Source organism: Campylobacter concisus (assembly GCF_003048675.2).
Lineage (GTDB): Bacteria > Campylobacterota > Campylobacteria > Campylobacterales > Campylobacteraceae > Campylobacter_A > Campylobacter_A concisus_F.
Map to the genome: position 1 here is coordinate 860,685 of NZ_CP060707.1, position 25,995 is coordinate 886,679.

The 25,995-nt window shown below is 40.4% G+C and carries 29 protein-coding genes; 23 read left to right on the forward strand and 6 right to left on the reverse strand.

Going from position 1 to position 25,995, the window contains the following annotated elements; all coding sequences use genetic code 11:
• Positions 1-2: 2 nt before the first annotated feature.
• The gene (locus tag CVT00_RS04330) at positions 3-398 is read right to left on the reverse strand and encodes a FlaG family protein (RefSeq protein WP_002942325.1); all 396 of its coding nucleotides are present in this window, start codon (positions 396-398) and stop codon (positions 3-5) included.
• Positions 399-517: 119 nt separating this feature from the next.
• Here CVT00_RS04330 and CVT00_RS04335 point away from each other — a divergent pair, with 119 nt between their 5' ends.
• From CVT00_RS04335 to CVT00_RS04385, 11 genes are all read left to right on the forward strand, one after another.
• The gene (locus tag CVT00_RS04335; RefSeq protein WP_012001654.1) at positions 518-862 is read left to right on the forward strand and encodes a hypothetical protein; all 345 of its coding nucleotides are present in this window, start codon (positions 518-520) and stop codon (positions 860-862) included.
• A complete protein-coding gene (gene rsmD, locus CVT00_RS04340) occupies positions 859-1,425 on the forward strand; it encodes a 16S rRNA (guanine(966)-N(2))-methyltransferase RsmD (RefSeq protein ID WP_107915535.1) in 567 nt (188 codons plus the stop codon). The genes CVT00_RS04335 and rsmD overlap by 4 nt, the downstream gene beginning before the upstream one ends.
• A 56-nt stretch (positions 1,426-1,481) precedes the next feature.
• Positions 1,482-2,534, forward strand: coding sequence for a flagellar basal body P-ring protein FlgI (locus CVT00_RS04345; RefSeq protein ID WP_107915537.1), 1,053 nt, complete (start codon positions 1,482-1,484; stop codon positions 2,532-2,534).
• Positions 2,534-2,833, forward strand: a complete 300-nt coding sequence (locus tag CVT00_RS04350; protein ID WP_107915539.1) for a rod-binding protein — start codon at positions 2,534-2,536, stop codon at positions 2,831-2,833. Before CVT00_RS04345 ends, CVT00_RS04350 begins: the two co-directional genes overlap by 1 nt.
• Positions 2,834-2,891: 58 nt before the next feature.
• Positions 2,892-3,095, forward strand: coding sequence for a flagellar biosynthesis anti-sigma factor FlgM (locus tag CVT00_RS04355; RefSeq protein ID WP_035142326.1), 204 nt, complete (start codon positions 2,892-2,894; stop codon positions 3,093-3,095).
• A 16-nt stretch (positions 3,096-3,111) separates the two neighbouring features.
• Complete coding sequence (locus tag CVT00_RS04360) at positions 3,112-3,543, forward strand: flagellar export chaperone FlgN (RefSeq protein ID WP_107915541.1); 432 nt, start codon at positions 3,112-3,114, stop codon at positions 3,541-3,543.
• A gap of 3 nt (positions 3,544-3,546) precedes the next feature.
• Complete coding sequence (gene flgK, locus CVT00_RS04365; protein ID WP_002942291.1) at positions 3,547-5,418, forward strand: flagellar hook-associated protein FlgK; 1,872 nt, start codon at positions 3,547-3,549, stop codon at positions 5,416-5,418.
• Entirely contained in the window at positions 5,415-6,182 is a 768-nt protein-coding gene (locus CVT00_RS04370; RefSeq protein WP_107915543.1) for a TIGR02757 family protein, read from the forward strand. The genes flgK and CVT00_RS04370 overlap by 4 nt, the downstream gene beginning before the upstream one ends.
• A gap of 66 nt (positions 6,183-6,248) precedes the next feature.
• Entirely contained in the window at positions 6,249-6,785 is a 537-nt protein-coding gene (locus tag CVT00_RS04375; protein ID WP_002942317.1) for a superoxide dismutase family protein, read from the forward strand.
• 144 nt (positions 6,786-6,929) lie between these two features.
• Positions 6,930-7,691, forward strand: coding sequence for a TSUP family transporter (locus CVT00_RS04380; protein ID WP_103558152.1), 762 nt, complete (start codon positions 6,930-6,932; stop codon positions 7,689-7,691).
• Between the two features lie 65 nt (positions 7,692-7,756).
• Positions 7,757-8,440 (forward strand): F0F1 ATP synthase subunit A, encoded by a 684-nt coding sequence (locus CVT00_RS04385; RefSeq protein ID WP_103595324.1) that lies wholly within the window; start codon positions 7,757-7,759, stop codon positions 8,438-8,440.
• 127 nt (positions 8,441-8,567) lie between these two features.
• Here the strand turns inward: CVT00_RS04385 and CVT00_RS04390 are convergent, their stop codons facing one another.
• Together CVT00_RS04390 and CVT00_RS04395 are read right to left on the reverse strand one after the other, a co-directional pair.
• Entirely contained in the window at positions 8,568-9,341 is a 774-nt protein-coding gene (locus CVT00_RS04390; protein WP_021089789.1) for a creatininase family protein, read from the reverse strand.
• The gene (locus tag CVT00_RS04395) at positions 9,338-10,720 is read right to left on the reverse strand and encodes a purine-cytosine permease family protein (protein ID WP_107915544.1); all 1,383 of its coding nucleotides are present in this window, start codon (positions 10,718-10,720) and stop codon (positions 9,338-9,340) included. Before CVT00_RS04395 ends, CVT00_RS04390 begins: the two co-directional genes overlap by 4 nt.
• 213 nt (positions 10,721-10,933) lie before the next feature.
• On the opposite strand from CVT00_RS04395, the gene gatB reads away from it, so the two are divergent.
• Genes gatB through CVT00_RS04410 form a run of 3 tightly spaced genes read left to right on the forward strand, consistent with a single transcriptional unit; the run spans position 10,934 to position 14,310 of the window.
• Complete coding sequence (gene gatB, locus CVT00_RS04400) at positions 10,934-12,355, forward strand: Asp-tRNA(Asn)/Glu-tRNA(Gln) amidotransferase subunit GatB (RefSeq protein WP_103558150.1); 1,422 nt, start codon at positions 10,934-10,936, stop codon at positions 12,353-12,355.
• A 12-nt stretch (positions 12,356-12,367) separates the two neighbouring features.
• Positions 12,368-13,258 carry an NAD(P)H-dependent glycerol-3-phosphate dehydrogenase gene (locus tag CVT00_RS04405; protein WP_103558149.1) on the forward strand — a complete coding sequence of 297 codons (891 nt, stop codon included), beginning with the start codon at positions 12,368-12,370 and terminating at the stop codon, positions 13,256-13,258.
• Positions 13,255-14,310, forward strand: coding sequence for a glycoside hydrolase family 3 N-terminal domain-containing protein (locus CVT00_RS04410; protein WP_103558148.1), 1,056 nt, complete (start codon positions 13,255-13,257; stop codon positions 14,308-14,310). Before CVT00_RS04405 ends, CVT00_RS04410 begins: the two co-directional genes overlap by 4 nt.
• A 109-nt stretch (positions 14,311-14,419) precedes the next feature.
• On the opposite strand, the gene CVT00_RS04415 is transcribed toward CVT00_RS04410, so the two are convergent.
• Genes CVT00_RS04415 through rarD (CVT00_RS04425) form a run of 3 tightly spaced genes read right to left on the reverse strand, consistent with a single transcriptional unit; the run spans position 14,420 to position 16,623 of the window.
• The gene (locus CVT00_RS04415; RefSeq protein WP_107915546.1) at positions 14,420-14,872 is read right to left on the reverse strand and encodes an aryl-sulfate sulfotransferase; all 453 of its coding nucleotides are present in this window, start codon (positions 14,870-14,872) and stop codon (positions 14,420-14,422) included.
• Positions 14,865-15,752, reverse strand: coding sequence for an EamA family transporter RarD (rarD, locus tag CVT00_RS04420; protein ID WP_107915548.1), 888 nt, complete (start codon positions 15,750-15,752; stop codon positions 14,865-14,867). Before rarD (CVT00_RS04420) ends, CVT00_RS04415 begins: the two co-directional genes overlap by 8 nt.
• Positions 15,736-16,623: an EamA family transporter RarD gene (gene rarD, locus CVT00_RS04425; protein WP_021092375.1), complete on the reverse strand. Its 888-nt coding sequence runs from the start codon at positions 16,621-16,623 to the stop codon at positions 15,736-15,738. The genes rarD (CVT00_RS04420) and rarD (CVT00_RS04425) overlap by 17 nt, the downstream gene beginning before the upstream one ends.
• A gap of 143 nt (positions 16,624-16,766) precedes the next feature.
• Between rarD (CVT00_RS04425) and CVT00_RS04430 the strand changes: the two genes are divergently transcribed.
• Genes CVT00_RS04430 through mnmH form a run of 9 tightly spaced genes read left to right on the forward strand, consistent with a single transcriptional unit; the run spans position 16,767 to position 25,911 of the window.
• On the forward strand, positions 16,767-18,107 hold the full coding sequence (locus CVT00_RS04430) for a class II 3-deoxy-7-phosphoheptulonate synthase (protein ID WP_107915550.1): 1,341 nt from the start codon (positions 16,767-16,769) through the stop codon (positions 18,105-18,107).
• Between the two features lie 24 nt (positions 18,108-18,131).
• Entirely contained in the window at positions 18,132-19,094 is a 963-nt protein-coding gene (locus CVT00_RS04435) for an NAD(P)/FAD-dependent oxidoreductase (RefSeq protein ID WP_103558145.1), read from the forward strand.
• A complete protein-coding gene (locus CVT00_RS04440; protein ID WP_107915552.1) occupies positions 19,091-21,343 on the forward strand; it encodes a vesicular transport factor Uso1p in 2,253 nt (750 codons plus the stop codon). Before CVT00_RS04435 ends, CVT00_RS04440 begins: the two co-directional genes overlap by 4 nt.
• Positions 21,340-22,047: a tRNA1(Val) (adenine(37)-N6)-methyltransferase gene (locus tag CVT00_RS04445; RefSeq protein WP_107915554.1), complete on the forward strand. Its 708-nt coding sequence runs from the start codon at positions 21,340-21,342 to the stop codon at positions 22,045-22,047. Before CVT00_RS04440 ends, CVT00_RS04445 begins: the two co-directional genes overlap by 4 nt.
• Positions 22,044-22,409: a YkgJ family cysteine cluster protein gene (locus CVT00_RS04450; protein WP_103575896.1), complete on the forward strand. Its 366-nt coding sequence runs from the start codon at positions 22,044-22,046 to the stop codon at positions 22,407-22,409. Before CVT00_RS04445 ends, CVT00_RS04450 begins: the two co-directional genes overlap by 4 nt.
• Positions 22,388-23,650, forward strand: coding sequence for a tetratricopeptide repeat protein (locus CVT00_RS04455; RefSeq protein ID WP_107915556.1), 1,263 nt, complete (start codon positions 22,388-22,390; stop codon positions 23,648-23,650). Before CVT00_RS04450 ends, CVT00_RS04455 begins: the two co-directional genes overlap by 22 nt.
• Complete coding sequence (gene trpC / locus CVT00_RS04460) at positions 23,647-24,432, forward strand: indole-3-glycerol phosphate synthase TrpC (RefSeq protein WP_087583171.1); 786 nt, start codon at positions 23,647-23,649, stop codon at positions 24,430-24,432. The genes CVT00_RS04455 and trpC overlap by 4 nt, the downstream gene beginning before the upstream one ends.
• Complete coding sequence (locus CVT00_RS04465; RefSeq protein WP_103636860.1) at positions 24,432-24,917, forward strand: HIT family protein; 486 nt, start codon at positions 24,432-24,434, stop codon at positions 24,915-24,917. Before trpC ends, CVT00_RS04465 begins: the two co-directional genes overlap by 1 nt.
• Positions 24,904-25,911 carry a tRNA 2-selenouridine(34) synthase MnmH gene (gene mnmH / locus CVT00_RS04470; protein WP_103636839.1) on the forward strand — a complete coding sequence of 336 codons (1,008 nt, stop codon included), beginning with the start codon at positions 24,904-24,906 and terminating at the stop codon, positions 25,909-25,911. The genes CVT00_RS04465 and mnmH overlap by 14 nt, the downstream gene beginning before the upstream one ends.
• The last annotated feature ends 84 nt before the right edge of the window (positions 25,912-25,995 follow it).

Below are 25,995 nucleotides of genomic sequence, written 5' to 3' on the forward strand. Positions count from 1 at the left end.
TTTTAACTCTCCTTGTCAAAAAGTATTCCGATACTTTCTTTGAAATACTCGCTGATTTTTATAGCTTCCTTGCTCGGAAGCTGTGTTATCTCTTCGCCTGTTTTGGCGTCTTTTACTTGCACTACCATTAAATTTAACTTCTCGTTGTAAGCAAATCTTACATTAGTATCGAGCTGCTGCATCTGATAGTTTAGCCTATCAGTGACCTCTCTTGTTTTTCTAGCAAGATCCTCGTTGCTAAGTCCATCTAGCTCGTTAGCATCCTTTGACTTGCCGTTTTTGTCGGCATTTACTTTGACATCAGAGTGCTCGATAGGTCTGCTGTCTATCTGACGCTGAGCCGACGTGCTCATGCTTGCATCAAGTGTTTGATTTGCCGCTGCTTTGAAAATTTCCATAGTTTTACTCCTTAAAACTTACGCTAGCTCCTACATCGGTAAAATTTTAAATTCCTTTAGTATTTATATAAATTTTTGATTATTTAGGTTAAAATCGAGCAAAATTTATAGGACGGGATATGAAAATTTCATTTGAATGCGACTGCATTTTGCTGCAAAAGACTTTGCTGCTTTTTTGTGGAAATTTAGCCGCTCATCATAAGGATTGTGATTTTGTAGTAAGTGACCGCGAGATCGTCACAAAAAAACCGCTATTTATAATAGGTAAAAACGCTCATCTTTCTCATCCATTCACAAGAGCCACTCTTCTTGATACACTCGAGGAGTTTTACTCAGCCACGCAAATTTCAAAGGCAAAAGAGCCAGATCAGATAGTAAATGAAAAGAGCTTGGAGCAAAAAGTATCACTACTAATTGATAAATTTAAAGCTGATCTGCTTGAAATTTTAAGGGCAAATCAGTGAAACTCTACACCAAAATTTCAAGTGGTAAATTTAAAGGCAAAAGGCTTGAATTGCCAAGTCTAAGCACGACAAGAAGCACAAAAAGCATCGTAAAAGAGTCCTTTTTTAACGTCATTAGAGATGAAATTTATTCGCTTACATTTATAGAGGGCTTTGGCGGAAGCGGCGTGATGGCAAGCGAGGCTGTTAGCAACGGAGCGCGCGAGGCTATCGCTATCGAAAAAGATAGGGCTGCTTTTAAGATCACGCAAAGCAATCTTGCAAGCCTGCAAAGTTCAAATTTAAAAGCGATAAATGGCGATAGCTTTGCGCTCTTGCCTGATCTTGTAAATTCGCAAAACGGCAAGGTCTTACTCTATCTTGATCCGCCATTTGACATAAGGGCTGGCTTTGATGATATCTATGAAAAGCTTGTAAATTTGATCTCGCAGCTAAAAAAAGAGAAAATTTATATGATAGTTTTTGAGCATAACAGCGATTTTAAATTTGGCGATGAAATTTCTGCATTTAAACTTGTTAAATTTAAAAAATTTGGAGCTACTTCTCTCTCTTATTTTCAGTAAATTTTGGAACATCTTTTGCTTTAAAAACCTAAAATAGCTAAATTTTAGGAAAAAATATGAATAAATTTTTATCTTTTGTAGCAGCTTCAGTGATAGCTACTTCAGCCTTTGCTACGCAGATAAAAGAGCTTGCAAATATCGTTGGCGTAAGGGATAATCAGCTAATAGGCTATGGTTTAGTCGTCGGACTAAACGGCACAGGGGATGGCTCAACGTCAAAATTTACGATCCAGTCGCTATCAAACATGCTTCAAGGCGTAAATGTCAAGATAAATCCAGATGATATCAAGTCTAAAAACGCAGCTGCTGTTATGGTGACAGCAAAATTGCCTGCATTTGCAAGGCATGGCGACAAGCTTGATATCGAGATCTCATCTATCGGCGATGCAAAAAGCTTGCAAGGTGGTACCCTTCTTATGACCCCACTAAAAGGCGTTGATGGCGATATCTACGCTTTGGCTCAAGGACCTCTAAGCATCGGTGGCAAGAGTGCAGGCAGAAGTGGCGGCAACCACCCAACCGTTGGTGCTATCTTAAATGGTGCCCTTGTGGAGCGCGAGGTCACTTACGACATCTACAACCAAGATAGTATAAAACTAAGCCTTAAAGATACAAATTTTAAAACCGCTCTTGATATCCAAAATGCCATAAATGCAAATATCTCAGACGACACTGCAAAGGCGATCGATCCAAGAACGGTTATCGTTAAAAAGCCAGATGACGTTAGTATCATCGAGCTTGCAAGCGCTGTGCTTGATCTTGATGTGGAGTATAAGCCAGATGAGAAGATCGTAGTTGATGAGAGAACTGGCACGATAGTTAGCGGTATAAACGCGGTAGTTAGTCCAGTTGTGATAACTCATGGCGCAATTACAATAAAGATAGAGCCAAACAGTTACGAAGAGGCGGCGCAAAATGATGTAAATATAGGTAGCGACACCTCGGTGGCTCCTAGTCAAAATTTACTTAAAATTTCAGGCGAGAAAACAACCGTTGCAAACGTGACAAGAGCGCTAAACAAACTTGGTGCAACACCAAGTGATATCATCTCGATACTTGAAAATTTAAAACGAGTTGGCGCGATACAAGTAGATCTGGAGATAATATAATGCAAATAGACAACACCCTAGCACTAAATTCATATAATGACATCTCAGCAAACAAGATAAAAAATGCAAATGCCAAACAAGATGCACTTTTAAAAGAGCAAACTGACGCTTTTGAAGCATATATGGTAAAAGCTGTTCTTGATATCGCTTTAAAAGAAGATGAGCATAACTCACTCTATCCAAAAGCCGCTGGCAGCGACATTTACAGGTCTATGTATAATGACGCTATGAGCAAAGCTTTGAGTGGAAATTTAGGTTTTTCAGAACTTTTATACGATTTTTTAAAGAGAGACTCTTAAGTAAATTTATATTTTGCCGATGTAGTGATATAAACATTTTATTTTAAGAGGTATGGATATGATAACTCCTTTGAACCAAAGACCAAACTACCAGGCAAATACGCTAAATAAAAATAGCGATGCTAGAGTTGAAAATGAAAACAAAGAAGTAAAAACAAACGAAAACGCAAGAGTAAAAGAGATAGCTGATGCAATAGCAAATGGCACCTATCAGGTGGATATCTCAAAAACAGCTAAGGCTGTGGCTGATGCGTTGCTCTAAATTTAAAGGAATTTAAATGATAAAGAAGCTTTTGGACGAGGCCATAGGTGAGCTAGACGAGCTTATAAATTTAACGATGCAAGATATCGCCAATATAAAAGAGGCGAAACACTCAAGCGTTGATGAGAGCGTGAAGAAGAAAAATGCTCTTGTGCGTGCTTTTGAAGATACCAAAAGAGCTTTGGATAAAGAGCTACTAAGGGTTTCAAAAGAGAGTGGCACGACGACACTTGCAAACGTTTTAGATGATGAAGTGAAGTCAAAGCTAGTGCTTATGCGTTCAAAGCTTGAAATTTTGCATAAAGTAAATAAAGAATATGCAAGACACGTCGTTGTTGTTAAGGAGTTTTTCGACTCGCTTAGCAAAAAGGTCTTTGGCACTCAGGTAAATGAGTATGGCCAAGACGGCAGCGGCACAGATAATAATTTTTACAAATCAAGGGTTTAAAAAATGGCTAATATCTTTATGTCATTAGGCACAGGCGTTTCAGGGCTAAATGCAGCCCAAGTGCAAATAAGCACAACTGGAAACAACATAACAAACGCCGATAGTAACTACTACACAAGGCAGCGCGTAGTCCAGTCTGCATCTCCAGCGATGAACACAGTCCCTGGTGGCGTTGGCACAGGTACGCAAGTAGATACTGTGACAAGACTTCACGATGAGTTTGCCTACTCAAGATTAAAATATTCATCATCAAATTTAGAAAATACAGGCTATAAACAAAGAATTTTACAAGAGGCGACAAAATACTTCCCAGATCTAAAAGATAACGGCATGGTAAAAGATATCCAAGAGTATTTTGCAGCGTGGAATAACTTTGCTTCAAACCCAGACGAGGGCGCTCAAAAGGTAAATTTGATAAATAAAGCTAGCGTTTTAACAGCTAGCATCAACCGCTCATCAAAGATGCTTTATGATATGCATACTCAGATAGATGAGACTATAAAGATAAATATAAACGAGATAAACTCACTTGGCAAGCAAATAGCAAATATCAATAAACAAATTCAAAGAGTTGAATCAGGTGCGGACGCTGGCATCAAGATAAACGCAAACGACCTTCGCGACAAGCGCGATGAGCTAGAGCTTGCTATGTCAAAGCTAGTAAATACGGCTGTTTATAAAAGCGATCTAAAAAGCGAGTCAAGGATAGATACAGGCATAAGCGATCAAGGAAGATACTACAACCTAAATATCGGCGGTGTGAGTATCGTTGATGGTGTAAATTTTCATGAAATTTCTATGAGCTCAACCGAGAGTGGGCAATACACTAAAATTTATTATGAAAGAGAAGATGGCAGACGTATCCCTATGGAGGAGAAGATCACAAATGGCAAGATAGGCGCCGCGCTTGATCTTAGAGGCCGTAACTACGAGCCAGATAATGATAAATTTAGCGATGGTATCATCCAAAAATATATCGACAACCTAAATACATTTTCAAAAACTTTAATAACTAGCACAAACAACGTCTATGCCGAGTCTGCGGTTGAAATTTCAAACTCAGATCCGATCAGCTATCTAGAAAACGACAAGACGCTGATGAACCACGACAACAGCATAAGAAACGGCAGTTTTGATGCTATCGTTTATGACAACAAGGGTAACGTCGTAGCTAAAAAAACTATCGAGATAAACGGCACAACGACGATGAATGATACAAAATACGGCAACTCTGTTGTGCAGGATTTTAACTCAAATTCAGACGATAATAACGACAACAACATGCTAAATGACGTCGATGACTTCTTTGAAGCGTCGTATTTTTATGATAAAAACACGCATCAAGGCACATTTGCGCTCATACCAAAGCAAGCTCAAGGGCTTTATAGCATCTCAATAGTCGATCACGGCACAAATTTCCCAGGCGTTGTTGGTATCAACAGATTTTTCTCTGGTACAAACTCAAATACAATAGGTATCAATCAAAATTTCACTCAGGATCACACAAAGCTTCGTGCCTACTCAAAGCCAGTCGTGGGTAACAACGAAGTTGCAAACAAGATGATCCAGCTTCAGTACCAAAAGCAGACATTTTACTCAAGTGGCACTGCGCTTGACAGAGATGAGACGATCGAGGGATATTACCGATATTTTACGACCGATATGGCAAGCGATACCGAGGCGAACAACACTATCCACGACACAAACACATCTTTGCAAAGGACTGCTGAAGAGGAATTTCAATCAACAAGCGGCGTAGATACCAACGAAGAGCTTACAAACTTAATCCGCTTTCAAGCAAGCTACGGCGCAGCTGCAAAGATCATCACGACCGTTGATCAGATGCTAGACACCCTTCTTTCACTAAAACAATGAGCGAACTAAAGAGCCTTTTAGACGCACACGTACTTAGTAAAAATACAAATTCGGGGCTATTTGACGCCCCAGATCCTCTTCAAGTGGCTACTAAATTTAAAGAGCCAAACATAGCGCTCATTTGTGCGTTATTTGCCTATGGCAACGCAAAAATGATAGTGAAATTTCTAAATTCGCTTGATTTTAGCTTGCTTGATGAGAGCGAGAAAAATATCAAGAAAAATCTGTCAAATTTTAAATACCGCTTTCAAAATGAAAATGATGTAAAAGAAATTTTCATCACACTTTCACGCCTGAAAAAAGAGGGCGGCATAGAAGAAATTTTGCGCCAAGGGCTTGTAAAAAATGGTGAGATGATAGAAGCAGTAAATGAGCTTATTAAATTTATATATGGACTAAATTCTTACCGCTCAGACGGATATGAGTTTTTCTTTGGTAAGAGCTTTAGCAAAGAGCCGCAAAGTCCATATAAACGCTATAACATGTATCTTCGCTGGATGGTGCGAGATAGCGACATCGACCTTGGATTATTTAAAAATTTGTCAAAAGATAGACTTTTGATGCCACTTGACGTGCATACGCATAGGGTTTCATTAAATTTAGGACTTATAAACAGAAAGAGCTACGACTTCAAAGCGGTCATGGATCTTACAAAAAAACTTAGAGAATTTGACGAGCTTGACCCGATAAAATACGACTTTGCGCTTTACAGGATAGGGCAGAGCAAAGAGCTAGAAACCATCGTAAAAAATCTCAAAAAATAAAAATTATTGCTAAATTTTTAAATTTAGGATAGACTTGCCATACAATTTTATCCATAAGGAGCTTGTATGAAAAAAATCGTTTTACTAAGTGCAGTTTTAGGAACTTTGCTTTTTGCTCACGAGGGTCATCACTTTGATCCAAAGGCTGGAGAGCATCTTGTGATCCCAGTTAATGAGCTAAGCGAAAAGGGCGATAAGAGTGTTGGCGAAGTAGTGGCTGTTAAGACAAACTACGGCGTTGCGTTTTTTCCAAATTTAAAAGGTCTTCCTGCGGGACTTCACGGCTTTCACGTTCATCAAAATGCTGATTGTGGCGCGACCGAGAAAGGTCTAGGCATGAAAGCAGGCGGTCACTGGGATCCAGCTGAGACAAAGATGCACTCATTCGCATGGGACGACAAGGGTCACAAAGGCGATCTACCAGCACTTTACGTAGATGCCGAGGGCAATGCAAACTACCCAGTGCTAGCTCCAAAGATAAAAAATCTTGACGAGCTAAAAGGTCACTCGCTAATGGTTCACGTCGGTGGCGACAACCACAGCGACCAGCCAAAAGCACTTGGCGGTGGCGGCGCTAGAATGCTTTGCGGAGTTATTAAGTAATAAAGCCTCCACAAAAAGCCTTTAAATTTAATGTTTAAAGGCTTTTTTAAATTTCTCGCTCAAATTTAACTCCCATTTCTAAGATGAAATTTCAAAACTTTAAACTACAATCCGCTTTTAAACTTAAATTTACAAAGAGCAAAAATGGAATTTGACCTACTTAGCTACGTCGTCTTTTTTGTGGCTGCATTTTTGGGTGGTTTTATCGACGCGATCGCAGGAGGCGGCGGACTGATCACCTTGCTAGCCATCATGGCAATGGGCGTGCCACCGCATCTTGCCCTTGGCACAAACAAGCTTCAAGGCGTCTTTGGCAGCTTCACGGCAACGCTAAATTTCACTAAAAAAGGGCTGATTGATTACAAAGAGTGCTTTGTTGGCATAGTTTTTACATTCATTGGTGCTCTCGTCGGCGCAACGCTCATCTTATTTTTAAATGCAAATTTCTTAAAGATCATCATCCCATTTTTGCTAATCGCCATCTTCATCTACACGCTTTTTACGCCAAAGATAGGCGAGAGCGACAGGGCTGCAAAGATGAATGAGAGGCTATTTTATGTCATATTTGGGCTTATTTTAGGTTTTTATGACGGCTTTTTTGGCCCAGGAGCTGGCTCATTTTGGATGTTTGCGATGGTGGCACTTATCGGGCTAAATTTAAAAAAGGCAGTCGCTCACACAAAGGCTTTAAATTTCACCAGCAACATCGTAGCACTTGGCGTTTTTATAGCCGGCGGGCAGATACTTTGGCTAGTTGGCTTTTTGATGGCTGTGGGACAAATTTTAGGAGCATATTTTGGCTCAAATTTAGTCATCAAAAAAGAGGTCAAATTTATTAGAACGATGTTTTTGATAGTTGTCGCAGCGACCATTTGCAAACTACTTTTTGACTACTTCAAGGCTTAAAATTAAAAATGTTTTAACAATAATTTTGTTACAATCACGCAAAATTCTAAATCTAAGGTAAATCAATGAAAGATTTGTTTCTATTCTCAAATTTGCTAAACCATTCACATGCCTTCATCTACGCATTTCACTTTTGCCTTGTAGCTTTGATCATCCTCATCGTTGCTTACATCGCAAGGAGTAAAATGCAACTTGTGCCAAGGGGCCTTCAAAACATAGTTGAGGCTTATTTAGAGGGCGTTATCTCTATGGGCAAGGATACTTTAGGTAGCGAAAAGCTAGCTAGAAAATACCTCCCACTTGTCGCAACTATCGGCTTTATCGTATTTTTCTCAAACGTCATCGGCATCATCCCTGGCTTTGAGTCACCAAGCTCAAGCTTAAATTTAACTCTAGTTTTGGCTTTGGTTGTATTTATTTACTACAACTTTGAGGGCATTAGAGAAAATGGCTTTTTCAAATACTTTGGACACTTTATGGGACCAAACAAATTTCTAGCTCCTATTATGTTTCCAGTCGAAGTCATCTCGCATCTTTCACGTGTAGTTTCGCTATCTTTCCGTCTTTTTGGTAACATCAAGGGCGATGACTTGTTCTTACTTGCGATGCTTACACTTGCACCATGGTTTGCTCCACTTCCAGCCTTTGCACTTCTAACACTTATGGCTGTTTTGCAAACATTTATCTTCATGATGCTAACTTACGTTTATCTAGCTGGCGCAGTCGCTATTAGCGAGCACGAGCATTAAAATTTAAAGCCATATTTTTATATGGCTTTTCTCTTTTTTAAATTTCTACTATATTTCAAATTTTGTTTTATAAATTTAGTGAATAATTAAGCAGTAAAAATGTGCGCCATTTCTAGCGCACATAAATTTATTTTCTGTGGTCGTATTTCCAGCCCATTTTTTCAAGCTTTTCAACGATCTCGACAACGTAGTCAGTCACACAATCAAGCATCTTTTGACCTTTTTCTAGGCTAGCTTTTGTGCTATCTCCAGTAGCACCTGTCTCTGTTACCTCTTTGATATCCCAGATGATGGTGCTAAACTCGCCAAAACCGATAACGTCATGAGGCACTTGTGACTTTGCGTACTCTAAATTTACAAGCTCAGGTTTAACCGCCATAGTTATAGAAGTCTCGCCCTCTCCGCCGTGACCAAGTCCGTCCCAGACGTCAAATGTACCTTTAAGTCTAGCTCCTGTGATGTTCCACCAAGCAGGGATAAAGACCAAAACAGCGTCTTTATGTCTATCTTTTACCTTTCTAGCAGCGATCTCAAGGGCAGGTATATTGCCGTCGTGGCCATTTAGGATGATGATATGTTTTATGCCATTGTTTATAAGGCTCTCAAAAATGTCTTCAGCGATCGCTATCGTGGTTTCAAATCTAAGAGTGACTGACATAGGAAATTGATTGTAGTGGATAGAAGTACCAAAAGGCACGCCTGGAACAACGATAGTCTTTCCAAGTCTTAGAGCTGCTCTTTTTGCGATCTCTTCAGGCACAAAAAGGTCAGGGCCAAGCGGCAGGTGCCAGCCGTGGCTCTCGCAGCTACCAAAGGTCGTGATAGCGCTATCTATCTCGTGCGCCTCAAATTTTTGCTTTAGCTCTCTTGCGCTAAATTCGTTTAAAACTACCTTTTTCATCTCATCTCCTTGTTAAAAATTTTATAAAATATCGGATAGATAATAATCGTAATAACTAACGCTACAAGACCTGATGGTAGGTCAAATGGAAGTGGCAAATAGTATTGGAAGATAAATCCAAGCAAAGCGCCTATGACAAATGAAATAACGCCAGCCATGTGATAGTCTGGTTCGCTGTTAAATTTAGCGATGTCGTACTTTCCTTTTTTGATGATGTAATAATCAGCTATTAACGGACCAGCAAGAGGCGGAGCAAATGTACCAAGTATCGTGATGAACGACGCAAAAAACATTTGATAAAAGGCAAATGAGCCAAGCACAGTGCCTACTATGCCAGCGAGTAGCACTAGTTTTTTTCTATTGATGTTTAAATTTATGCTTGAGAGCACTGGACCGGTATATAGCGAGTTGCAGTAGAGCTCGGCGTTATTTGTAGTCCAAAGTGATGCTGTCCAAGCGATGACACCGATGATAGCTAAAAGGGCTGACTTTGTTAGCATCCACTCTACGTAGTTAAACTGACCAACGCTTACTGCGCCGATGTAGCCAACTATGTTTAAAAGAGGGTTTGTTAGTATAAAGCAAGCTACGACACCAGCTATGACAGCTTTTACTGATTTGTTAAATCTAAATAGATCAACGCCCATAACAGCTCCTGCTATCCAGCTACCAACAACAGCTGTGATAGCGTTTCCAAGTCCAAGACCTTGTATATTTTTGGTCTTTTCCAAAAAGGCTGCAGCTCCGCCGCCTTCTGCTAACATCTCGTAGCCAACATAGACTGCGATGATTAAGATAACAGGGCTTATAGGGATCGCGATAGCCTCGATAGCTTTGATACCTACGTATGCTGTGATGGTAAAGATGATGCCAAAGATAAAGCAAGCAAGAAAGACCTCAAGCGTGATCGGTGTGATATCTTTGTAGCCAAAATTTGCTGGGTCAAAGACGATGACGCCACTTGGATTGCCTATAAATGAACCCCAAATTTGACCGACCATGCCAGTGATGCTGGCAAACCAGCCAAGTGTTAGCAGTGCCATGATGATCATTGGCAAATTTGCACCTTTTATGCCGTAAGAGTACCTAGAAACTAGAGCTAGGCTCATACCAGTTTTTTGAGCCATTATGCCAAGTAGCGCAGTGATGATACTTAGCGAGCCCATACCTAAAATGATCGCCCAAAGGGCAGTTTGAGGTGAGACGCCAGGCTTTCCGCCAAAACCGGCTAGAACGCCACCTATGAAAAGTCCAGTAACGACGTAGCCAAAACCTACCCAGACCATTATCTGGTTAAATGTTGGGCGTCGCTCAGACATCGGAACTGGAGACAGCATGCGTTCGCCATCTTCTAAAACAACATTTTCTTTGTCGCTCATACAAGCTCCTTTCATAAAATTTTGTCTTTTTTTATTATAGCTATATTATTTTTTTCTTACGAAAAATATTTAATTTGTAATTTAAATTTTTATCATTAATGTTACGAATTGTTAGTGTTTTTAAATTTCCTTCAAAGCTCCCCTTTAGATATTTTAAAAGAAAGTATCGCTAAAATACGCACTAAAAATTTGCATAAATTTAAAGGTAAAAATATGTTTGAAGTCGTTATCGGTTTAGAAGTTCACACTCAGCTTAATACAAAAACTAAAATTTTCTGCTCTTGCTCGACTAGCTTTGGCGACGAGGCAAACACTCACGTTTGTCCGACCTGCCTAGCTCTGCCTGGAGCGCTACCTGTGCTAAACAAAGAGGCGGTCAAAAAGGCGATCAGCTTTGGCACAGCGATAAACGCTAAGATAAATAAAAAATCAGTCTTTAATAGAAAAAACTACTTCTACCCAGACCTTCCAAAGGCATATCAAATTTCACAGTTTGAGATCCCTATCGTAGAAGGCGGCGAGCTTATCATCGACGTAAACGGCACTAAAAAACGCATCGGCGTAACTAGAGCGCACCTTGAAGAGGACGCTGGTAAAAATATCCACGAAGAAAACGAGAGCTTGGTCGATCTAAACAGGGCCGGCACGCCGCTTCTTGAGATAGTTAGCGAGCCAGACCTTAGAAGTAGCGACGAGGCGGTGGCTTATCTTAAAAAATTGCACTCGATTCTTCGCTTTTTAAACATCAGCGACGCAAATATGCAAGAGGGAAGCTTCCGCTGCGACGCAAACGTCTCTATCCGTCCAAAAGGCGACACCAAGCTTTACACAAGGGTTGAGATAAAGAACCTAAACTCATTTAAATTTATCCAAAAAGCGATCGACTACGAGGTAGAGCGCCAAAGTGCAGCTTGGGAAGATGGCAAATATGACGAAGAAGTCTATCAAGAGACAAGGCTCTTTGACACGACAAATTTAGTAACAAGATCTATGCGTGGCAAAGAGGATAGCGCGGAGTATAGGTACTTTCCTGACCCTGACTTGCTCCCTGTTGAAGTGCCAGAAGAGATGTATAACGAAGCGATCAAAATTCCAGAGCTTGCCGAGCAAAAGGTCGCAAGATATGTTAGCGAGCTAGGCGTAAAAGAGAGCGATGCCTTAAATTTAACTCAAAGCGTTGAGATGGCTAGATATTTTGAAGAGCTGATCGCTGCTGGAATTTCTCCAAAGTTAGCTACTACTTGGCTCATAGTCGAGCTTCTTGGCCGCTTAAATAATGGCGTAACGATCGAGACAAGCCCAGTTGGTAGTGACAAGATGATAAATTTATTAAAACGCATAGAAGATGGCACGATAAGCGGCAAGGCTGCAAAAGAGGTACTTGACTATCTAATGGAAAATGACGCGGACGTTGATAGCGTCATCGAAAAGCTTGGCTTAAAACAAGTGAGCGACGACTCAGCGATCGTTGCCATTATAGATCAAATTTTGGCTGCAAACGCCGACAAAGTCGAAGAGTATAAAAACGGCAAAGATAAGATGTTTGGCTTCTTTGTCGGTCAGGTGATGAAAGAGGGCAAGGGTGCCTTTAACCCAGGCAAGGTCAATGAGCTTTTAAAGGCCAAAATAGGCTAAAAAAGGGCTAAAATGAGCATAGCAGTCATCGGAGCTGGTAAGTGGGGCAGTGCGCTTTTTTACGCATTTAGCGAAAATAACGAGTGTGTCATCAGCTCAAGAACGCCAAGAGAGATGCCAAATTTTGTAAGCTTAGAGGAGGCTTTGGAGTGCGAGTATCTAGTCTGCACGATCCCAACGCAAGCTACAAATTTATGGCTAAAACAAAACTACAAAAACAAAGGTCAAAAGATCTTAGTCGCCAGCAAGGGCATAGACACGGCAAATCTCAAATTTCTAAATGAAATTTACGAGGATTTTGTGGATAGTGAAAATTTGGCCTTTCTTTCTGGACCGACCTTTGCAAAAGAGATCATGCAAAAGCTGCCTTGCGCCTTGGTGGTAAATTCTAAAAATCAAAATTTAGCTTTAAAATTTGCCTCATTTTTCCCAAGTTATATGAAAGCATACACATCTGATGATGTGATCGGCGCTGAGGTGTGCGGAGCCTATAAAAACGTGATCGCCATAGCTGGTGGTATCTGCGACGGTCTTGGTCTTGGCAACAACGCAAGGGCGAGCCTTATTTCGCGTGGGCTTGTCGAGATGGCTAGATTTGGTAAATTTTTTGGCGCAAAAGATGAGACATTTATGGGGCTAAGCGGTGCAGGGGACCTGTTTTTAACCGCTTCATCGATACTTTCACGCAACTACCGCGTTGGTCTTGGTATCGCAAGGCACGAGAGACTAGAGAAAATTTTAAATGAGCTTGGCGAGGTGGCAGAGGGCGTGGATACTGCAAGGGCCATTAGCAAGATCGCTAAAGAAAAGAGCATATATGTGCCCATAGCCAGTGAGGTTGAAAATATGCTAAATGGCAAAGACGTTTTTGAGAGCGTTAAATCGCTTTTGGGAAGAAGATGAGAGCTTTTAAATTTATACTTTTTGTGGCGGTTTTTGCTCTTGGTCTAAACGGCGCAGAAGTGAGCCTAAGAGCCAAGGTCTCGCAGATGATAATGGTCGGCTTTAACGGCGCTAGCACAAAAGACGCTGCGTTTCGCGCGATGTTAAGCGATGCTGGGTACGAGAGATTTGGCGGTGTGATGCTACTTGGCAGAAATGTCACCAGCAAAGCCCAGCTAAAAGCTAGCATAAAGGCGATCAAAGAGAAAAGCCCTAAAATTTTCATCGCTATCGACGAAGAGGGCGGCAATGTAAGCCGCATGAAGGATAAGAGCTTTGATGGCCCATATCCTAGCGCATACGAGGTCGCAAGCACGCTTGATATCAAAAGTGCCTATGGTCTCTACTCAAAAATGGCTATAAATTTAAAAGAGTGCGGCATAAATTTAAATTTCGCCCCAGTGGTCGATCTGCATGATGAAAACTCGCCGATCATCGCCGCTAAGCAAAGGGCGTTTAGCGAGTATGCAAGCAAAGTGGTGATCTATGCTGATGCTTTTATGGACGCATTTAAAGAGCAGGGCATCCTAACGACACTTAAGCACTTTCCAGGGCATGGCAGCTCAAAAGAGGACTCGCATAAAAATAAGAGCGAGGTCACGCTAAGTAAAGATGCGCTTTTGCCATACAAAGACGCCATAAGCACAGGTAGAGCGCAGATCATCATGGTTGGACACCTTTTTGTAAAGGGCATCGACGAGGACAATCCAGCCACGCTTTCTAAAAAAATAATAACCGATCTGCTTCGCAATGAGCTTAAATTTAATGGAGTGGTTATCAGCGATGATATGCTGATGAAAGGCGTTGGCGACGAAGCTTTGGCGCAAAAAGTGGTGAAATTTATAAACGCTGGTGGCGATATTTTGCTTTTTAGCGAGTTTAAGATAAATAACCAAAGAACAGCTGATCTAGTGGCTCAGATCATAATCGATGCTGTAAATGAGAAAAAGATCAGCAAAGAGCGAATTGACGCTTCATACAAGAGGATAATGGCTCTAAAAGCGAAGCTTTAAATTTGGCTCTAATGAGTTTAAATTTACTCAATTAATAGATGTAAATTTGAGTAAAAATCAATATTTTAGACGTAAAATTTAGAGCTTGCCTAAAATGCCAAAGTCACTCTCACAACCCATCAAATTCTTTTTTTAGCTCATCCCTTAGCTCTTCAGCTCTATTTTCGCCATTTTTGAAATTTGCCTTTACAAAACCATCGATCTCGTCTAAAATTTCAACAAGTTCGCTCTCCCAGTTTGCATTTTCTTGTTTCAAAAGTGCTTCTAGCTTATCTCTTGTCTGCTCGAGCTGATCAAGGGCTTTGTCCTTGTCACTAGCCTCGTTTAGCGCATCTTCAAAGAGTATGTCCTGTCTTAGAGTATTTATCTTTTTTTGTATGACATTGCAAAATTTAGGGTATTTCTCTGCGTTGCTTAAATTTTCTAAAACCTCTTGCGCAGCCTTTTGATAAGCAGGCACTGCCCCCTCATCGTCAAGCTTTTTGGTTAGTTTTTGTATCTGAAAATATAAAATAAGCGCCGCAAAAAATGCAAGCAGCAAATAAATCGTAATGCTATTCATTTTTACTCCTTTTTCTAAATTTATCTACGCTAATTATCGCAAGCGCCAGCCAGATCATACAAAATGAGACGACTTTGTAGCCATCTAAAATTTCGCCATAAATGAAGACCGCGCAAAGGATCGCGATGGTTGGTGAGATGTATTGCAAGTAGCCGATAGTCGTTAAATTTATCCTTGTCGTAGCTGCGTTAAAAGCGACAAGTGGCACGATAGTGACGATGCTTGAAGCGATCATTAAAAGTGAGTCCTCGTTTAGTCCAAAGTGGCTTTGTGAGTGAAAAACCAGCCATAAAACGTAGCCAAGCGCAAATGGAAACATAAAAAATGTTTCGATAAAAAGCCCGTTAAATGCGCTAATCTTAGCCATCTTTCTAACCATCGCGTAAAATCCAAACGAAAGTGGCAAGATGATAGAGACAAGTGGCAGGCCACCTTTGGCATAAATTTGCACGCAAACGGCTACGATGACGATGCAAACGGCTATGGCGCTAGCTTTGCTCAAGCTCTCTTTAAAGATGATGACGCCAAGGAGCATGCTTATCAAGGGATTTATAAAATATCCCAAACTCGTGTCTAAAATTTTGCCGCTACCCACCGCATAGACATAAACGCCCCAGTTTATGGTGATAAAAATACCACTTAAAAATAGAGCCTTTAGCGAGCGGATATCCTTAAGAAGCGCAAAAATTTCGCCCATTTTGCCATTAATGCAAAGCACTGCCGCCATCAAGAAAAATGACCAGATGATCCTGTGGGCTAAAATTTCATAAGCATCGACATCTTTGCTAAATAGGTTGAAATAAACCGCCAAAAATCCCCACATAAAAAAGGCGCTAAGCGCTAAAATAACGCCTTTTTGGCTCTCATTTAGTCTTGGTATTTTTGTCGCCTTTTATAGAATTTATACTATCTATCATCAAAAGCGTGACAGAGATGGCTAGGCAGATCATCAAAAAGTATGAGCTTTTCTCCAGTCTCTCGCCGATGGCAAATGAGACAAAAAGCATCATTATAGGCTCAAAATATGTAAGCAAACCTAGTACATTTATCGGCACGAGCGTGCTTGAGAGGATCTGGGCGATGAGGGCTATGCCGCTGATAGCACCAAGCAAGATGAGCAGATAGTAGATGTTTGGATTTTGGCTCATTACGTAGTCCATATCGGCTGTGAGCGCAAAATAAAATGAGAATAAAAACATAAAAATTATCTCGATAACAAAGCTTGAGAAATTTGCAAGGTTGTAGTACTTTCTAATGGTAAAATAGACTGGATAAAGGCAAAAAACTACAGCGCTCTCCCACGAGATTCCGCCGCTTATGACTGCTGTGCTAAAGACGCCAAGAGCTGCAAAAAATATCGATGCTAGCTTTGTTTTTGAGAGGTGCTCTTTGAAAAATATCCGTCCAAAAAGGACCATGACTATTGGCATGATGAGGTAGCCTATAGAGACTTTTAGCGCTGCGCCGTTACTTGGAGCCCAGAGATAGAGCCACATCTGAAATGAGACGATGAGCGAGGTAGCAAGCAAAACTAGTAAAATTTTAGGTTTTAGCTTTATTTTTAGAAGTAAAAATTTGAAATTTCGCTGCTGTTTTAACAAAAAAATGGCGGCGATGACAAAAGGCATGGCAAAGATCATGCGGTATCCAATAAGAGCTTGCGTGCTGATGGGGTTCATGAGCACTGACATGTAGTAGATGCAGTTAAATAAAACTGATGCCAAAAGCGAATAAAAAATGCCTTTTATCATGAAAAAAATCTTCTCTTTTTCTGGGTAAATTTAAAGTAGTGATTGTATGTAAAATATCTTTAATAACCCATTAATGGCTTTTATTTTTTAAGTTTTGCGTGATATAATCAGCGCTAAATCAAGGTAAAAGATAGGAAAAATTTATGACTTGGAACAGAGATAGTTGGAGAGAATTTAACATCTTGCAACAACCAACTTATCCAAATTTAAAAGAGCTAAAAGAGGCTGAAGAAAAACTAAAAGCACTTCCGCCTTTGGTATTTGCTGGTGAGGCTAGAAGTCTTAAAAATGAGCTTGCAAAAGTTTGCAATGGCGAGGCTTTTTTGCTTCAAGGTGGCGACTGCGCTGAGAGCTTTACAAATTTTAACGCAAACAACATCAGAGATATGTTTAAGGTCTTACTTCAAATGGCGATAGTTTTAACCTTTGGCGGTGGCTGTCCAGTGGTCAAAGTAGGCCGCGTAGCAGGGCAGTTTGCAAAGCCTAGAAGTAGCGATTATGAAGAGGTAAATGGCGTTAAGTTGCCAAGCTATAGAGGTGACATCATAAATGGCTTTGAATTTGACGAAAAGGCTAGAATTGCCGACCCAAAACGCATGATAGAGGCCTACTATCAAAGTGCTTCTACGATGAACCTCTTAAGAGCCTTTTCAAGAGGAGGTTTGGCAGACCTTCATCAGGTGCATAAGTGGAATTTAGGCTTTGTTAAAAAGCCAGAGATCGGTGAGAAATACGCAAAACTAGCTGATGATCTAACAAAAACTCTATCTTTCATGGCAGCTTGTGGCATCACTTCAGCAAACACTCCAGCGATAAATCAAACAGCAGTCTATACATCTCACGAGGCACTGCTTTTGCCTTATGAAGAGGCGCTAACTAGGGTTGATAGCCTTAGTGGCGAGTGGTATGACTGCTCGGCTCACATGCTTTGGATAGGCGAGAGAACGCGCGGCATAAACGACGCTCACGTGCATTTTTTAAGCGGCGTTAAAAATCCTATCGGCGTTAAGATTGGACCAAGCGCAAAAGCTGAAGACGTCGTCGCACTCGCAAATAAGCTAAATCCAGAAAATGAAGCTGGCAGACTAAATGTGATAATCAGAATGGGCGCTGATAAGATTGGCGAAAATTTACCAAAAATTTTAAGAGAGCTAAAGCGCGAGGGGCTAAATATCGTTTATAGCATCGATCCTATGCATGGCAATACCGTTAAAGCCTCGAACAACTACAAAACTCGTGAATTTAGTAAAATTTTAAGCGAGGTTAGAAGCTTTTTTGAAATTCACAAAGCTGAGGGCACAAGAGCAGGTGGCGTGCATCTTGAGATGACTGGCAAAGATGTGACAGAGTGCACCGGTGGCGCGCTAAACATCACTGAAAGCTCGCTAAAAGAGAGATATGAGACGCAGTGCGATCCAAGACTAAATGCTGATCAGGCTTTAGAGCTTGCATTTTTGATGGCTGATCTAGTTAAAAAAGCTTAAAATTTATAAAATTTGGAGAAAAATATGGCAAATATTTATGATCTAATAGTAGTTGGCGGCGGACCTTGTGGCATAGCTAGCGTAGTTGAGGCTAAAAGAAATGGCTTAAGTAATGTTTTACTCCTTGAAAAAGGCGACAACCACAGCCAGACTATAAGAAAATTTTATAAAGATAATAAACGCGTGGATAAAGAGTATAAAGGGCAAGATAGCACGATACATGGGCTAGTTTCGTTTGAAGATGGCACAAAAGAGAGCACGCTTGATTATTTTGACAAGCTACTTGACTCTGAGAATATCGAGGCTTTTTTTAATTCTGAGGTTGAAAGCGTAAAAAAAGAGGGCGAAATCTTTAAAGTAACTACCTCAAAAGCTGTCTATGAAGCCAAAAACGTGATGGTCTCTATCGGCAAAATGGGACGACCAAACAAGCCTGATTATAAGATCCCGCCATCACTAAATTCAGTTGTAAATTTTAACCTTGATAACTGCACAAACGGCGAAAAAGTGCTAGTTGTGGGTGGTGGCAACTCTGCGGTTGAGTACGCTATCGAGCTTTGCCAGTACAACAAAACGACGATCGCTTACAGAAAAGATAAATTTAGCCGTGTAAATGAGACAAATTTAACCGCTCTTTGGGAGCTTGAGAAGCACAATAAGATAAAAGTAAGGCTAAATCACGATATAACCGAGATCGATAACGAATCAGGCAAGGTAAGAGTGCATTATGAAAATGGCAAAATTCGTGTCTATGACAGGGTTGTTTATGCGATCGGTGGCTCAAGTCCGGTTGATTTTTTACAAAAATGTCAGATAAAAACTGATGAAAAAGGCACTCCGATAGTTGATAGCAGCTACCAAAGCAGCGTGCCAGGACTATATGTGGGAGGCGACATCGTTTTAAAAAATGGCGGCTCGATAGTAGTCGGACTAAATCACGCTCATAGCGTCATCAAAGACATCTTAAAAGGCAAGGCACAAGCTTGATAAATAAAATCGCACTAGCTATTGTTTGTCTGATAGCTGGCTTTTCTCTCTCATTTTTGAAATTTCAAAAAGAGGACGAGGCGCCAAAAGATACTAATCAAACGATTTATTCTATAAATTTTGATGATCTTCCTGAAGAAGAGAAGCAAAGATATGTAAGCAAAGACGATCTTTACGAGTATGGCGGCTACATCACGCCAAAAAGCTACATGCAAAATTTTGTTGATGATAAGGATCTAAATTTATCAGACAATGTTAAAGAGCTTCAAGAGCAAGTGCGCGAGTTAAGCAAAAAAAATGAAATTTTGGCCGCTGATAATGTCGATATGAGCGAGAAAAATTTAGACTTCATAAGTAAAATTTCAGAGATGAAAAGAAATATCGAAAATGAAAAAAATGAGATAGTAGAAAAAAATCAAAAGGCTCTTGGCGAGCTTGAGGCGCAACACTTTGAAAATATCCAAGCTTTGACAAAGCGCCTAAATGAAGCGCAAGCTGATATGATAGAGAGTTCAAAGGCCTACGAGAAAAAGATAATCGACCTTGAAAATGCGATAAATGACGCTAGAAATGGCGATGAGAGCAAACTTAAAGATGCCAAGGCCAGCTTTAATAAATTTAAAGAGAGCTTTGAGGCAAACTACACTGCTTTAAAAGAGCAAAATAACGAGCTAAATGCGACACTTGCGCAAAAAGAGGCTCTTATAAAAGAGTATGAAAAAGCTCAAAGTGAAAAAGATAGAGGCGAGAAAAAAGAAATTTTGCTTTTAAAAGAGGAGATCGAGCGAGTTAAAAATGACGCCGACACTCAAAAATTTAGCTACGAAAAAGAGATAAATGCGCTAAATGATGGCTTTGAGACACAAAAGAGCGTTATGGAGGATGAGCTTTCTAAAAAGGCAAACAAGATAATCGATCTGCAGGAGGCTCTTGAGTCAAACAAGACTGCACTAAAAGATAGAATTTACGAGCTTGAAGAGATCAAGAAAAATTTAAACTCAAAAGATCTAATGGCACAAAGCTATAATGGCAAAAATTTAGAGCTAAATGCCTCGCTTGCGGCACTTCATAAAAGCTTTGATGATCTAAAACAAAAGAGCCTAAAAAGCGAGCAAGAGAACAAGCTTGCAAATGAAAATATAAGCTCGCTTAAAAAAGAGCTTGAGAGGGCAAATGCTCTAAATAAAAAGCTTGAAAAGCAAAATTTAGACGCAAACTCAACTCTAAATGAGCTAAGTAAAAAGCTAAGTTTAAGCGAAGAGAGCTTTAAAAAGAGCCAAGAGGAGCTAAAAGCACTCGATACAAAGACAACTAAATTTATAAAAACGCTATTTGATCAAAACCAAACTATCTCTTTGCAGTCACAAAAACTTGGCTCAAACGAGGGCGAGCTAAAGAATTTAATCTCAAAACTTGATCTAAAAGATGCGAAGATAAAAGAGCTTGAAGAAAATGTCACAAAGACAAGCCAGATGCTCCTCGCCAAGCAAAACGAGCTAGAAACGCAAAAAAGAACGCTAAAGATCGATATGCAAAACTATGAAATTTTGCGTCAGCAAATAAATATGCTACAAAAAAAGATAGTCGATACCTCAACCTTTTTAACCGACAACAACAAAAGTGGCGGCAAAAATTTACTAAGCTTGCAAAATGAACTAGAAAATGCAAAACAAAAGCTAAACGAGAGCAATAAGACGATCGAACGGCTAAACTCAAAGATAAGTGAGCTAAGCTCTAGCGGTCATAAAGGCGGAGCCGTAAATGCCCAGATCATCGAGCTTCAAAAAGATATCGAGCAAAATTTAAACAGACAAGACGAGCTTGAAAATGAAAATGTAAATTTAAAAAATATCTTACAAGCCACGACAAAGCCTGAAACCCCAACAAAGCTCGTCCTCATCTCTAGCATCGAGTGTGACGACATGGACGCAAAAGACAAGGTCAGCATAATGTGCAAAAACAGAGTGAGCGAGTTTTTACAGAGATTTAACTCAAACTATATGTATGAGATCATCCCGATCGTGGATAAGAAAAATTTTGTCATCCCATCAAATGTCGCTCAAAATATCAAAAAAGATGACCTTGGCAAGCTAAACAACTACGTAAATTACGGCGTTGGTAAAGAGCGTGCAAAGGCTGCGGCTGAGCTTATAAAAGAGGAATTTGGCGACTTTGCAAGGATCAGCTTTAGCTCTGAAGTGATCGTAAAAGATGTGACGCGCGGCTTTATCATCAAGGTTTATAGATGATCTTAGCCCAGCTTGAAAATGGCTATCGCTACAACAGCGATACGCTCGTTCTTTATGATTTTATTTGCGCGAGCTTTGGCGAAATTTCTGGTAGAGTTTTGGACGTTGGAGCAGGGTGCGGGATACTTGGACTTTTGATTAAGCGTGACTTTAAAAAGATAGATCTAAGTATGCTTGACATTTTGGAGCTAAATAGCGAAATTTCAATCTTTAACGCAAATAGCAACTGCCTAGAGGCTAGAGCCATAACGGCTGATTTTGCAAATTTTAAAGATAGTGAGAAATTTGATCTAATAATCTCAAATCCGCCTTTTTATCATGACGGTGTTACAAAAAGCCAAAATGAGCACATAAAAGTTAGCAGATATGCAAGCTCGCTAAATTTAAAGGATTTTATAAGAGGCATAAGCGTAAATTTAAAGCCACATAAAAGGGCGTTTTTTTGCTATGCGCCAGATGATCTTAGCGAGATAGTGGCTTGCTTAAAAGAGTATAAGCTAAATTTGGTGAGCTTAAAATTTATCCATACCAAAAAGGATAAGCCAGCAAATTTGGCTTTGCTTGAAGTGCGAAACAACTCAAGCTCAAAGCTAAAAGTCCTGCCGCCTCTTGTGATGAGCGAGGATGGCGCGCACACGAAAGAGGCAAGCGAGATCTTTAAAAAAGCAGATACAAACAGCATCTCTTACAAGGAGATCGCGTGAGGGCTGATGGTTTTAGCTATGAGTTTGATCCTAGCTTTTGCGAGAGTTGCGGGGGCAAATGCTGCACTGGCGAGAGCGGCTACATCTGGATAGATGAGGGTGAAATTTTAAAATTTTGTGCCGCTTTTGGTATGCCAAAAGATGAGTTTGAGAGCAAATTTTTAATACGTGTCGGGCTTAGGCGAAGCATAAAAGAAAAGCCTTATGATGACGGTTTTGCTTGCATATTTTTTGATGAGAAAAATAAAAACTGCTCGGTCTATGAGCTAAGACCTAAGCAGTGCAGGACATTTCCGTTTTGGGATTATTTTAAAAAAAATTTAAAGGAGCTAAGAGCAGAATGCATTGGCGTAAAATTTTAATAATTTTTATAAGCGTATTTTTTAGCACACATCTGCTTGCAGATGATAACAAAAGTGTAAATTTACGCCTAATGCAAGCTCTCATCTCGCAAGATAGTGGCGATGTAAATGCTAGCATCCAGACCTATCTTGGGCTTTTTAAAGAGACAAATCAAAAGACCTATCTAAAAGAGGCGATCAAGCTAGCCTTTGCTACAAAAAATGAAAATTTAGATAGTCTCATGGCTGAGGGCGAAAAGAGTTTAAAAGATGATAGCGATTTTATCAGGATCAAGGTTGCAAATTTAGTCAATCTCTCTAAGCTAAACGAGGCAAAAGAGCTGATGCAAGAGCTTGCCACAAAAGAGCCAAATGCTCAAAATTTGCTCATGCTTGGCACCATTTGCATGATGCAAAATGATACGGTAACGGCGCTAAAATACTTTGAAGAGGCATACTCGCTAAAGCCTGAAGAGGAGAATTTACTCCGCATCGTTGATATCCTTTTAAACCGCATGGATAATGTAAATGATGCGACAAAATACCTCGAGAAATTCCGTGAGGAGCAGGGCTGCACTCAAAAGACATGTGAGCTTTTGGCTGAAATTTACTCTCAGCAAAGAAATTTCCCAAAGGTGATCGAACTTTTTGAAGAGATCTACGACATCACTCACGACACATCTTATCTTGACAAGATCGTGCAGTATTTTGTCTATGCTAAAAATTACAAAGCGGCTATTGAAATTTTGAAAAAATATGGCTACAACGACGCCACGCTGATGGATCTCTACGCTGCTACTGGAAATTTTGGCGATGCATACGTTTTGGCTGTTAAAATTTATAATGACAGCAGGGATCTAAATTTCTTGGCAAAGGCCGCCATCTACGAGTATGAGATGAACAAAGATAGCCTAGATGAGAAAAAAATCACTGATATCTTAGATAAATTTGAAGTTAGCGTTCCAAAGCTTAATAACGATATGTTTTTTAACTACTACGGCTACTTGCTAATTGATCATGAGATAGACCCAAGAAAGGGTGTGGAGATGGTGCAAAAAGCGCTTGAGATCTCGCCAGACTCGCCTTACTATGAGGACTCGCTAGCGTGGGGGTACTTCAAGCTTGGCGAGTGCAAAAAGGCAAAGGGCATAATGATTCACGCGATGAAAGATGTTGATTTTAGGACTTCAAAAGAGGCAAAAGAGCACCTACATCTAATCGAGCGCTGCATAATAAATTTAAACAAAAGGCTTAAAAAATGATACTTGATGAGATCATAAAAAAGACAAAAGAGGATCTAAAAAAGCGAAAAGCTGACTATCCACAAGAGTGGCTAGGTCGCTCTCTAGCATATAACCCATACGTGCCAAGAGATGTTCTAGGCGCACTTAGATCAAGCAAAGATGAGCCTATAAAGATAATAGCCGAGATAAAAAAAGCAAGCCCAAGCAAAGGCGTGATAAGAGAGGACTTTGAGCCGATCAAGATCGCTCAGGAGTACGAGCAATATGCAAATGCTTTTAGTATCCTAACAGAGCCTCACTGGTTTAAGGGCGACATCGAGTATATCACGCAAGTTCGCCGCTACGCCTCAAGGCCTATCCTTAGAAAAGACTTTATCGTTGATAAGTATCAAATTTTAGAAGCACTTGTTTATGGAGCGGACTTTATCCTGCTCATCGCCAAGGCGCTAACTCAAGGCGAGCTAAAAGAGCTACTTGAGTACGCGCACCACTTGGGGCTTGAGGTCTTAGTAGAGACCCATGACGCGAGCGATGTGAAAAAGGCGGTCTTTGCAGGAGCAAATATAATAGGGATAAATCATAGAAATTTAGATGATTTTACGATGGATATGAGCCTTTGTGAGAAGCTCGTGCCGCTTTTGCCAAACGGCAAGATAATAGTCGCTGAAAGCGGACTTTACGAGCATGAGCAGCTTTGCGAGCTAAACAAGATCGGAGTTGATGCCTTCTTGATAGGAGAGCATTTCATGAGGCAAGATGATATAAAAAATGCCGTTAAAAAGATAAAGGAGGGCGAGTGATGCAGCACCTTTGTGCCCCTTGGAGAAGCGAGTATTTCAGCACAAAAAAAGATAGTTGCGTCTTTTGCGAGATCATAAATTCAAAAGAGGACGATGAGAAAAATGGCGTGCTTTTTCGTGCTAAGCACTGCTTTGGGATCATGAATTTATACCCATATTCGCCAGGACACTTTATGATCATACCAAACCATCACACCGACAAGATCGAGGAGCTTGACGAGCAGACGTGGTTTGAGATGAGTAAATTTGTAAGGCTTGGGGTTGAAATTTTAAAGCGCGAGCTTCACGCGCAAGGCGTAAATATCGGTATGAATTTAGGCAAGGCAGCAGGCGCTGGCATAGCTGAGCACGTGCACTATCACCTTGTACCAAGGTGGAGCGGGGATACAAATTTCATCACAACGATCGCCGATGTCAGGGTAAATGGCACGCCGTTTCATCCGCTTTATCAAAAGCTAAAAAAGGCTTTTAGTGGCGTTATTTGAGCTTGATATCGAGCAGTGGCTTGAAAAAAGAGGCGAGTTTGAAGTCCTGATAGACGCTAGATCGCCGCATGAGTATGCCTACTCGCACATAAAAGATGCTCTAAATTTATACGCGCTTGATGATGCTGAGCACAAAGAGGTAGGCACGATCTATAAAAGCGACAGGGCCCTAGCTAAGAGCCTTGGCGCAAAATACATCTGCAAAAATTTGCAAAATATCATCGACGAGGTCTATAAAAGGGCTAAGGTCGGCTCTGCGATCGGCATCTACTGCGCAAAGGGCGGGCTTAGATCAAGCTCGGTTGGTTTTGTGCTAAGCATGATAGGATATAGGGTTTTTAGGCTAAATGGCGGCTATAAGGCATATAGAAACCATGTTTTAGAGTTTTTAGAGCGTCCTTTAAGCACGAAATTTATCACTCTTTTTGGCAACACCGGCTGCTATAAAAGCAAGCTAATAAGGGCACTCTCGCCGTCAATCGACCTTGAAGCGATGGCAAACCACCTAGGCTCAGTCTTTGGCGCGATAAATGGCGCGCAGCCTAGCCAAAAAAGCTTTGAAGATGCGTTATTTGAGGAGCTTTCTGCACTAAAAGATCAAATTTGCTTTATCGAGGGCGAGAGCAGAAGGATCGGCTCGCTAACGCTTCCAAAAAGCCTTTATGAGGCGATGCGAAGCGGCATCTGCGTCGAGGTTAGTGCGAGCTTGGAGAATAGAATTTTTTGCATCACAAGCGACTATAAAAGTGTGGATAAAGCCTTTTTTGATGAGTGCATAAAGAAAATTTCGCCCTTTATTGACAAAGAGGCCAGAGATGAGGCTGTGGCTAAATTTAATGAAAATGACATCGCCAAAGTGGCTGAAATTTTACTCACAAAATACTACGACAAGGTCTATAAGAAAAATGAAAACATTAGCGTTTTTGTAAGCTCTGATGATCTTGACGAGGCGGTAAAAAAGCTAAATTTGATAAGAGATGAAGTTAAATTTTAAATTTTTTTGGTGCTTTATTTGGGCTAAATTTCATCTACAAATTTAAATTTGCTCTCTTTGGTTAGGTCAAATTTACTTTTAAAT

Excerpts from the sequence above, each read along its gene's own strand:
- CVT00_RS04330 (WP_002942325.1), bottom strand. The coding sequence starts at position 398 with ATGGAAATTTTCAAAGCAGCGGCAAATCAAACACTTGATGCAAGCATG.
- CVT00_RS04335 (WP_012001654.1), top strand. The coding sequence starts at position 518 with ATGAAAATTTCATTTGAATGCGACTGCATTTTGCTGCAAAAGACTTTG.
- CVT00_RS04345 (WP_107915537.1), top strand. The coding sequence starts at position 1,482 with ATGAATAAATTTTTATCTTTTGTAGCAGCTTCAGTGATAGCTACTTCA.
- CVT00_RS04350 (WP_107915539.1), top strand. The coding sequence starts at position 2,534 with ATGCAAATAGACAACACCCTAGCACTAAATTCATATAATGACATCTCA.
- CVT00_RS04355 (WP_035142326.1), top strand. The coding sequence starts at position 2,892 with ATGATAACTCCTTTGAACCAAAGACCAAACTACCAGGCAAATACGCTA.
- CVT00_RS04360 (WP_107915541.1), top strand. The coding sequence starts at position 3,112 with ATGATAAAGAAGCTTTTGGACGAGGCCATAGGTGAGCTAGACGAGCTT.
- flgK (WP_002942291.1), top strand. The coding sequence starts at position 3,547 with ATGGCTAATATCTTTATGTCATTAGGCACAGGCGTTTCAGGGCTAAAT.
- CVT00_RS04370 (WP_107915543.1), top strand. The coding sequence starts at position 5,415 with ATGAGCGAACTAAAGAGCCTTTTAGACGCACACGTACTTAGTAAAAAT.
- CVT00_RS04375 (WP_002942317.1), top strand. The coding sequence starts at position 6,249 with ATGAAAAAAATCGTTTTACTAAGTGCAGTTTTAGGAACTTTGCTTTTT.
- CVT00_RS04380 (WP_103558152.1), top strand. The coding sequence starts at position 6,930 with ATGGAATTTGACCTACTTAGCTACGTCGTCTTTTTTGTGGCTGCATTT.
- CVT00_RS04385 (WP_103595324.1), top strand. The coding sequence starts at position 7,757 with ATGAAAGATTTGTTTCTATTCTCAAATTTGCTAAACCATTCACATGCC.
- CVT00_RS04390 (WP_021089789.1), bottom strand. The coding sequence starts at position 9,341 with ATGAAAAAGGTAGTTTTAAACGAATTTAGCGCAAGAGAGCTAAAGCAA.
- CVT00_RS04395 (WP_107915544.1), bottom strand. The coding sequence starts at position 10,720 with ATGAGCGACAAAGAAAATGTTGTTTTAGAAGATGGCGAACGCATGCTG.
- gatB (WP_103558150.1), top strand. The coding sequence starts at position 10,934 with ATGTTTGAAGTCGTTATCGGTTTAGAAGTTCACACTCAGCTTAATACA.
- CVT00_RS04405 (WP_103558149.1), top strand. The coding sequence starts at position 12,368 with ATGAGCATAGCAGTCATCGGAGCTGGTAAGTGGGGCAGTGCGCTTTTT.
- CVT00_RS04410 (WP_103558148.1), top strand. The coding sequence starts at position 13,255 with ATGAGAGCTTTTAAATTTATACTTTTTGTGGCGGTTTTTGCTCTTGGT.
- CVT00_RS04415 (WP_107915546.1), bottom strand. The coding sequence starts at position 14,872 with ATGAATAGCATTACGATTTATTTGCTGCTTGCATTTTTTGCGGCGCTT.
- rarD (WP_021092375.1), bottom strand. The coding sequence starts at position 16,623 with ATGATAAAAGGCATTTTTTATTCGCTTTTGGCATCAGTTTTATTTAAC.
- CVT00_RS04430 (WP_107915550.1), top strand. The coding sequence starts at position 16,767 with ATGACTTGGAACAGAGATAGTTGGAGAGAATTTAACATCTTGCAACAA.
- CVT00_RS04435 (WP_103558145.1), top strand. The coding sequence starts at position 18,132 with ATGGCAAATATTTATGATCTAATAGTAGTTGGCGGCGGACCTTGTGGC.
- CVT00_RS04445 (WP_107915554.1), top strand. The coding sequence starts at position 21,340 with ATGATCTTAGCCCAGCTTGAAAATGGCTATCGCTACAACAGCGATACG.
- CVT00_RS04455 (WP_107915556.1), top strand. The coding sequence starts at position 22,388 with ATGCATTGGCGTAAAATTTTAATAATTTTTATAAGCGTATTTTTTAGC.
- trpC (WP_087583171.1), top strand. The coding sequence starts at position 23,647 with ATGATACTTGATGAGATCATAAAAAAGACAAAAGAGGATCTAAAAAAG.
- CVT00_RS04465 (WP_103636860.1), top strand. The coding sequence starts at position 24,432 with ATGCAGCACCTTTGTGCCCCTTGGAGAAGCGAGTATTTCAGCACAAAA.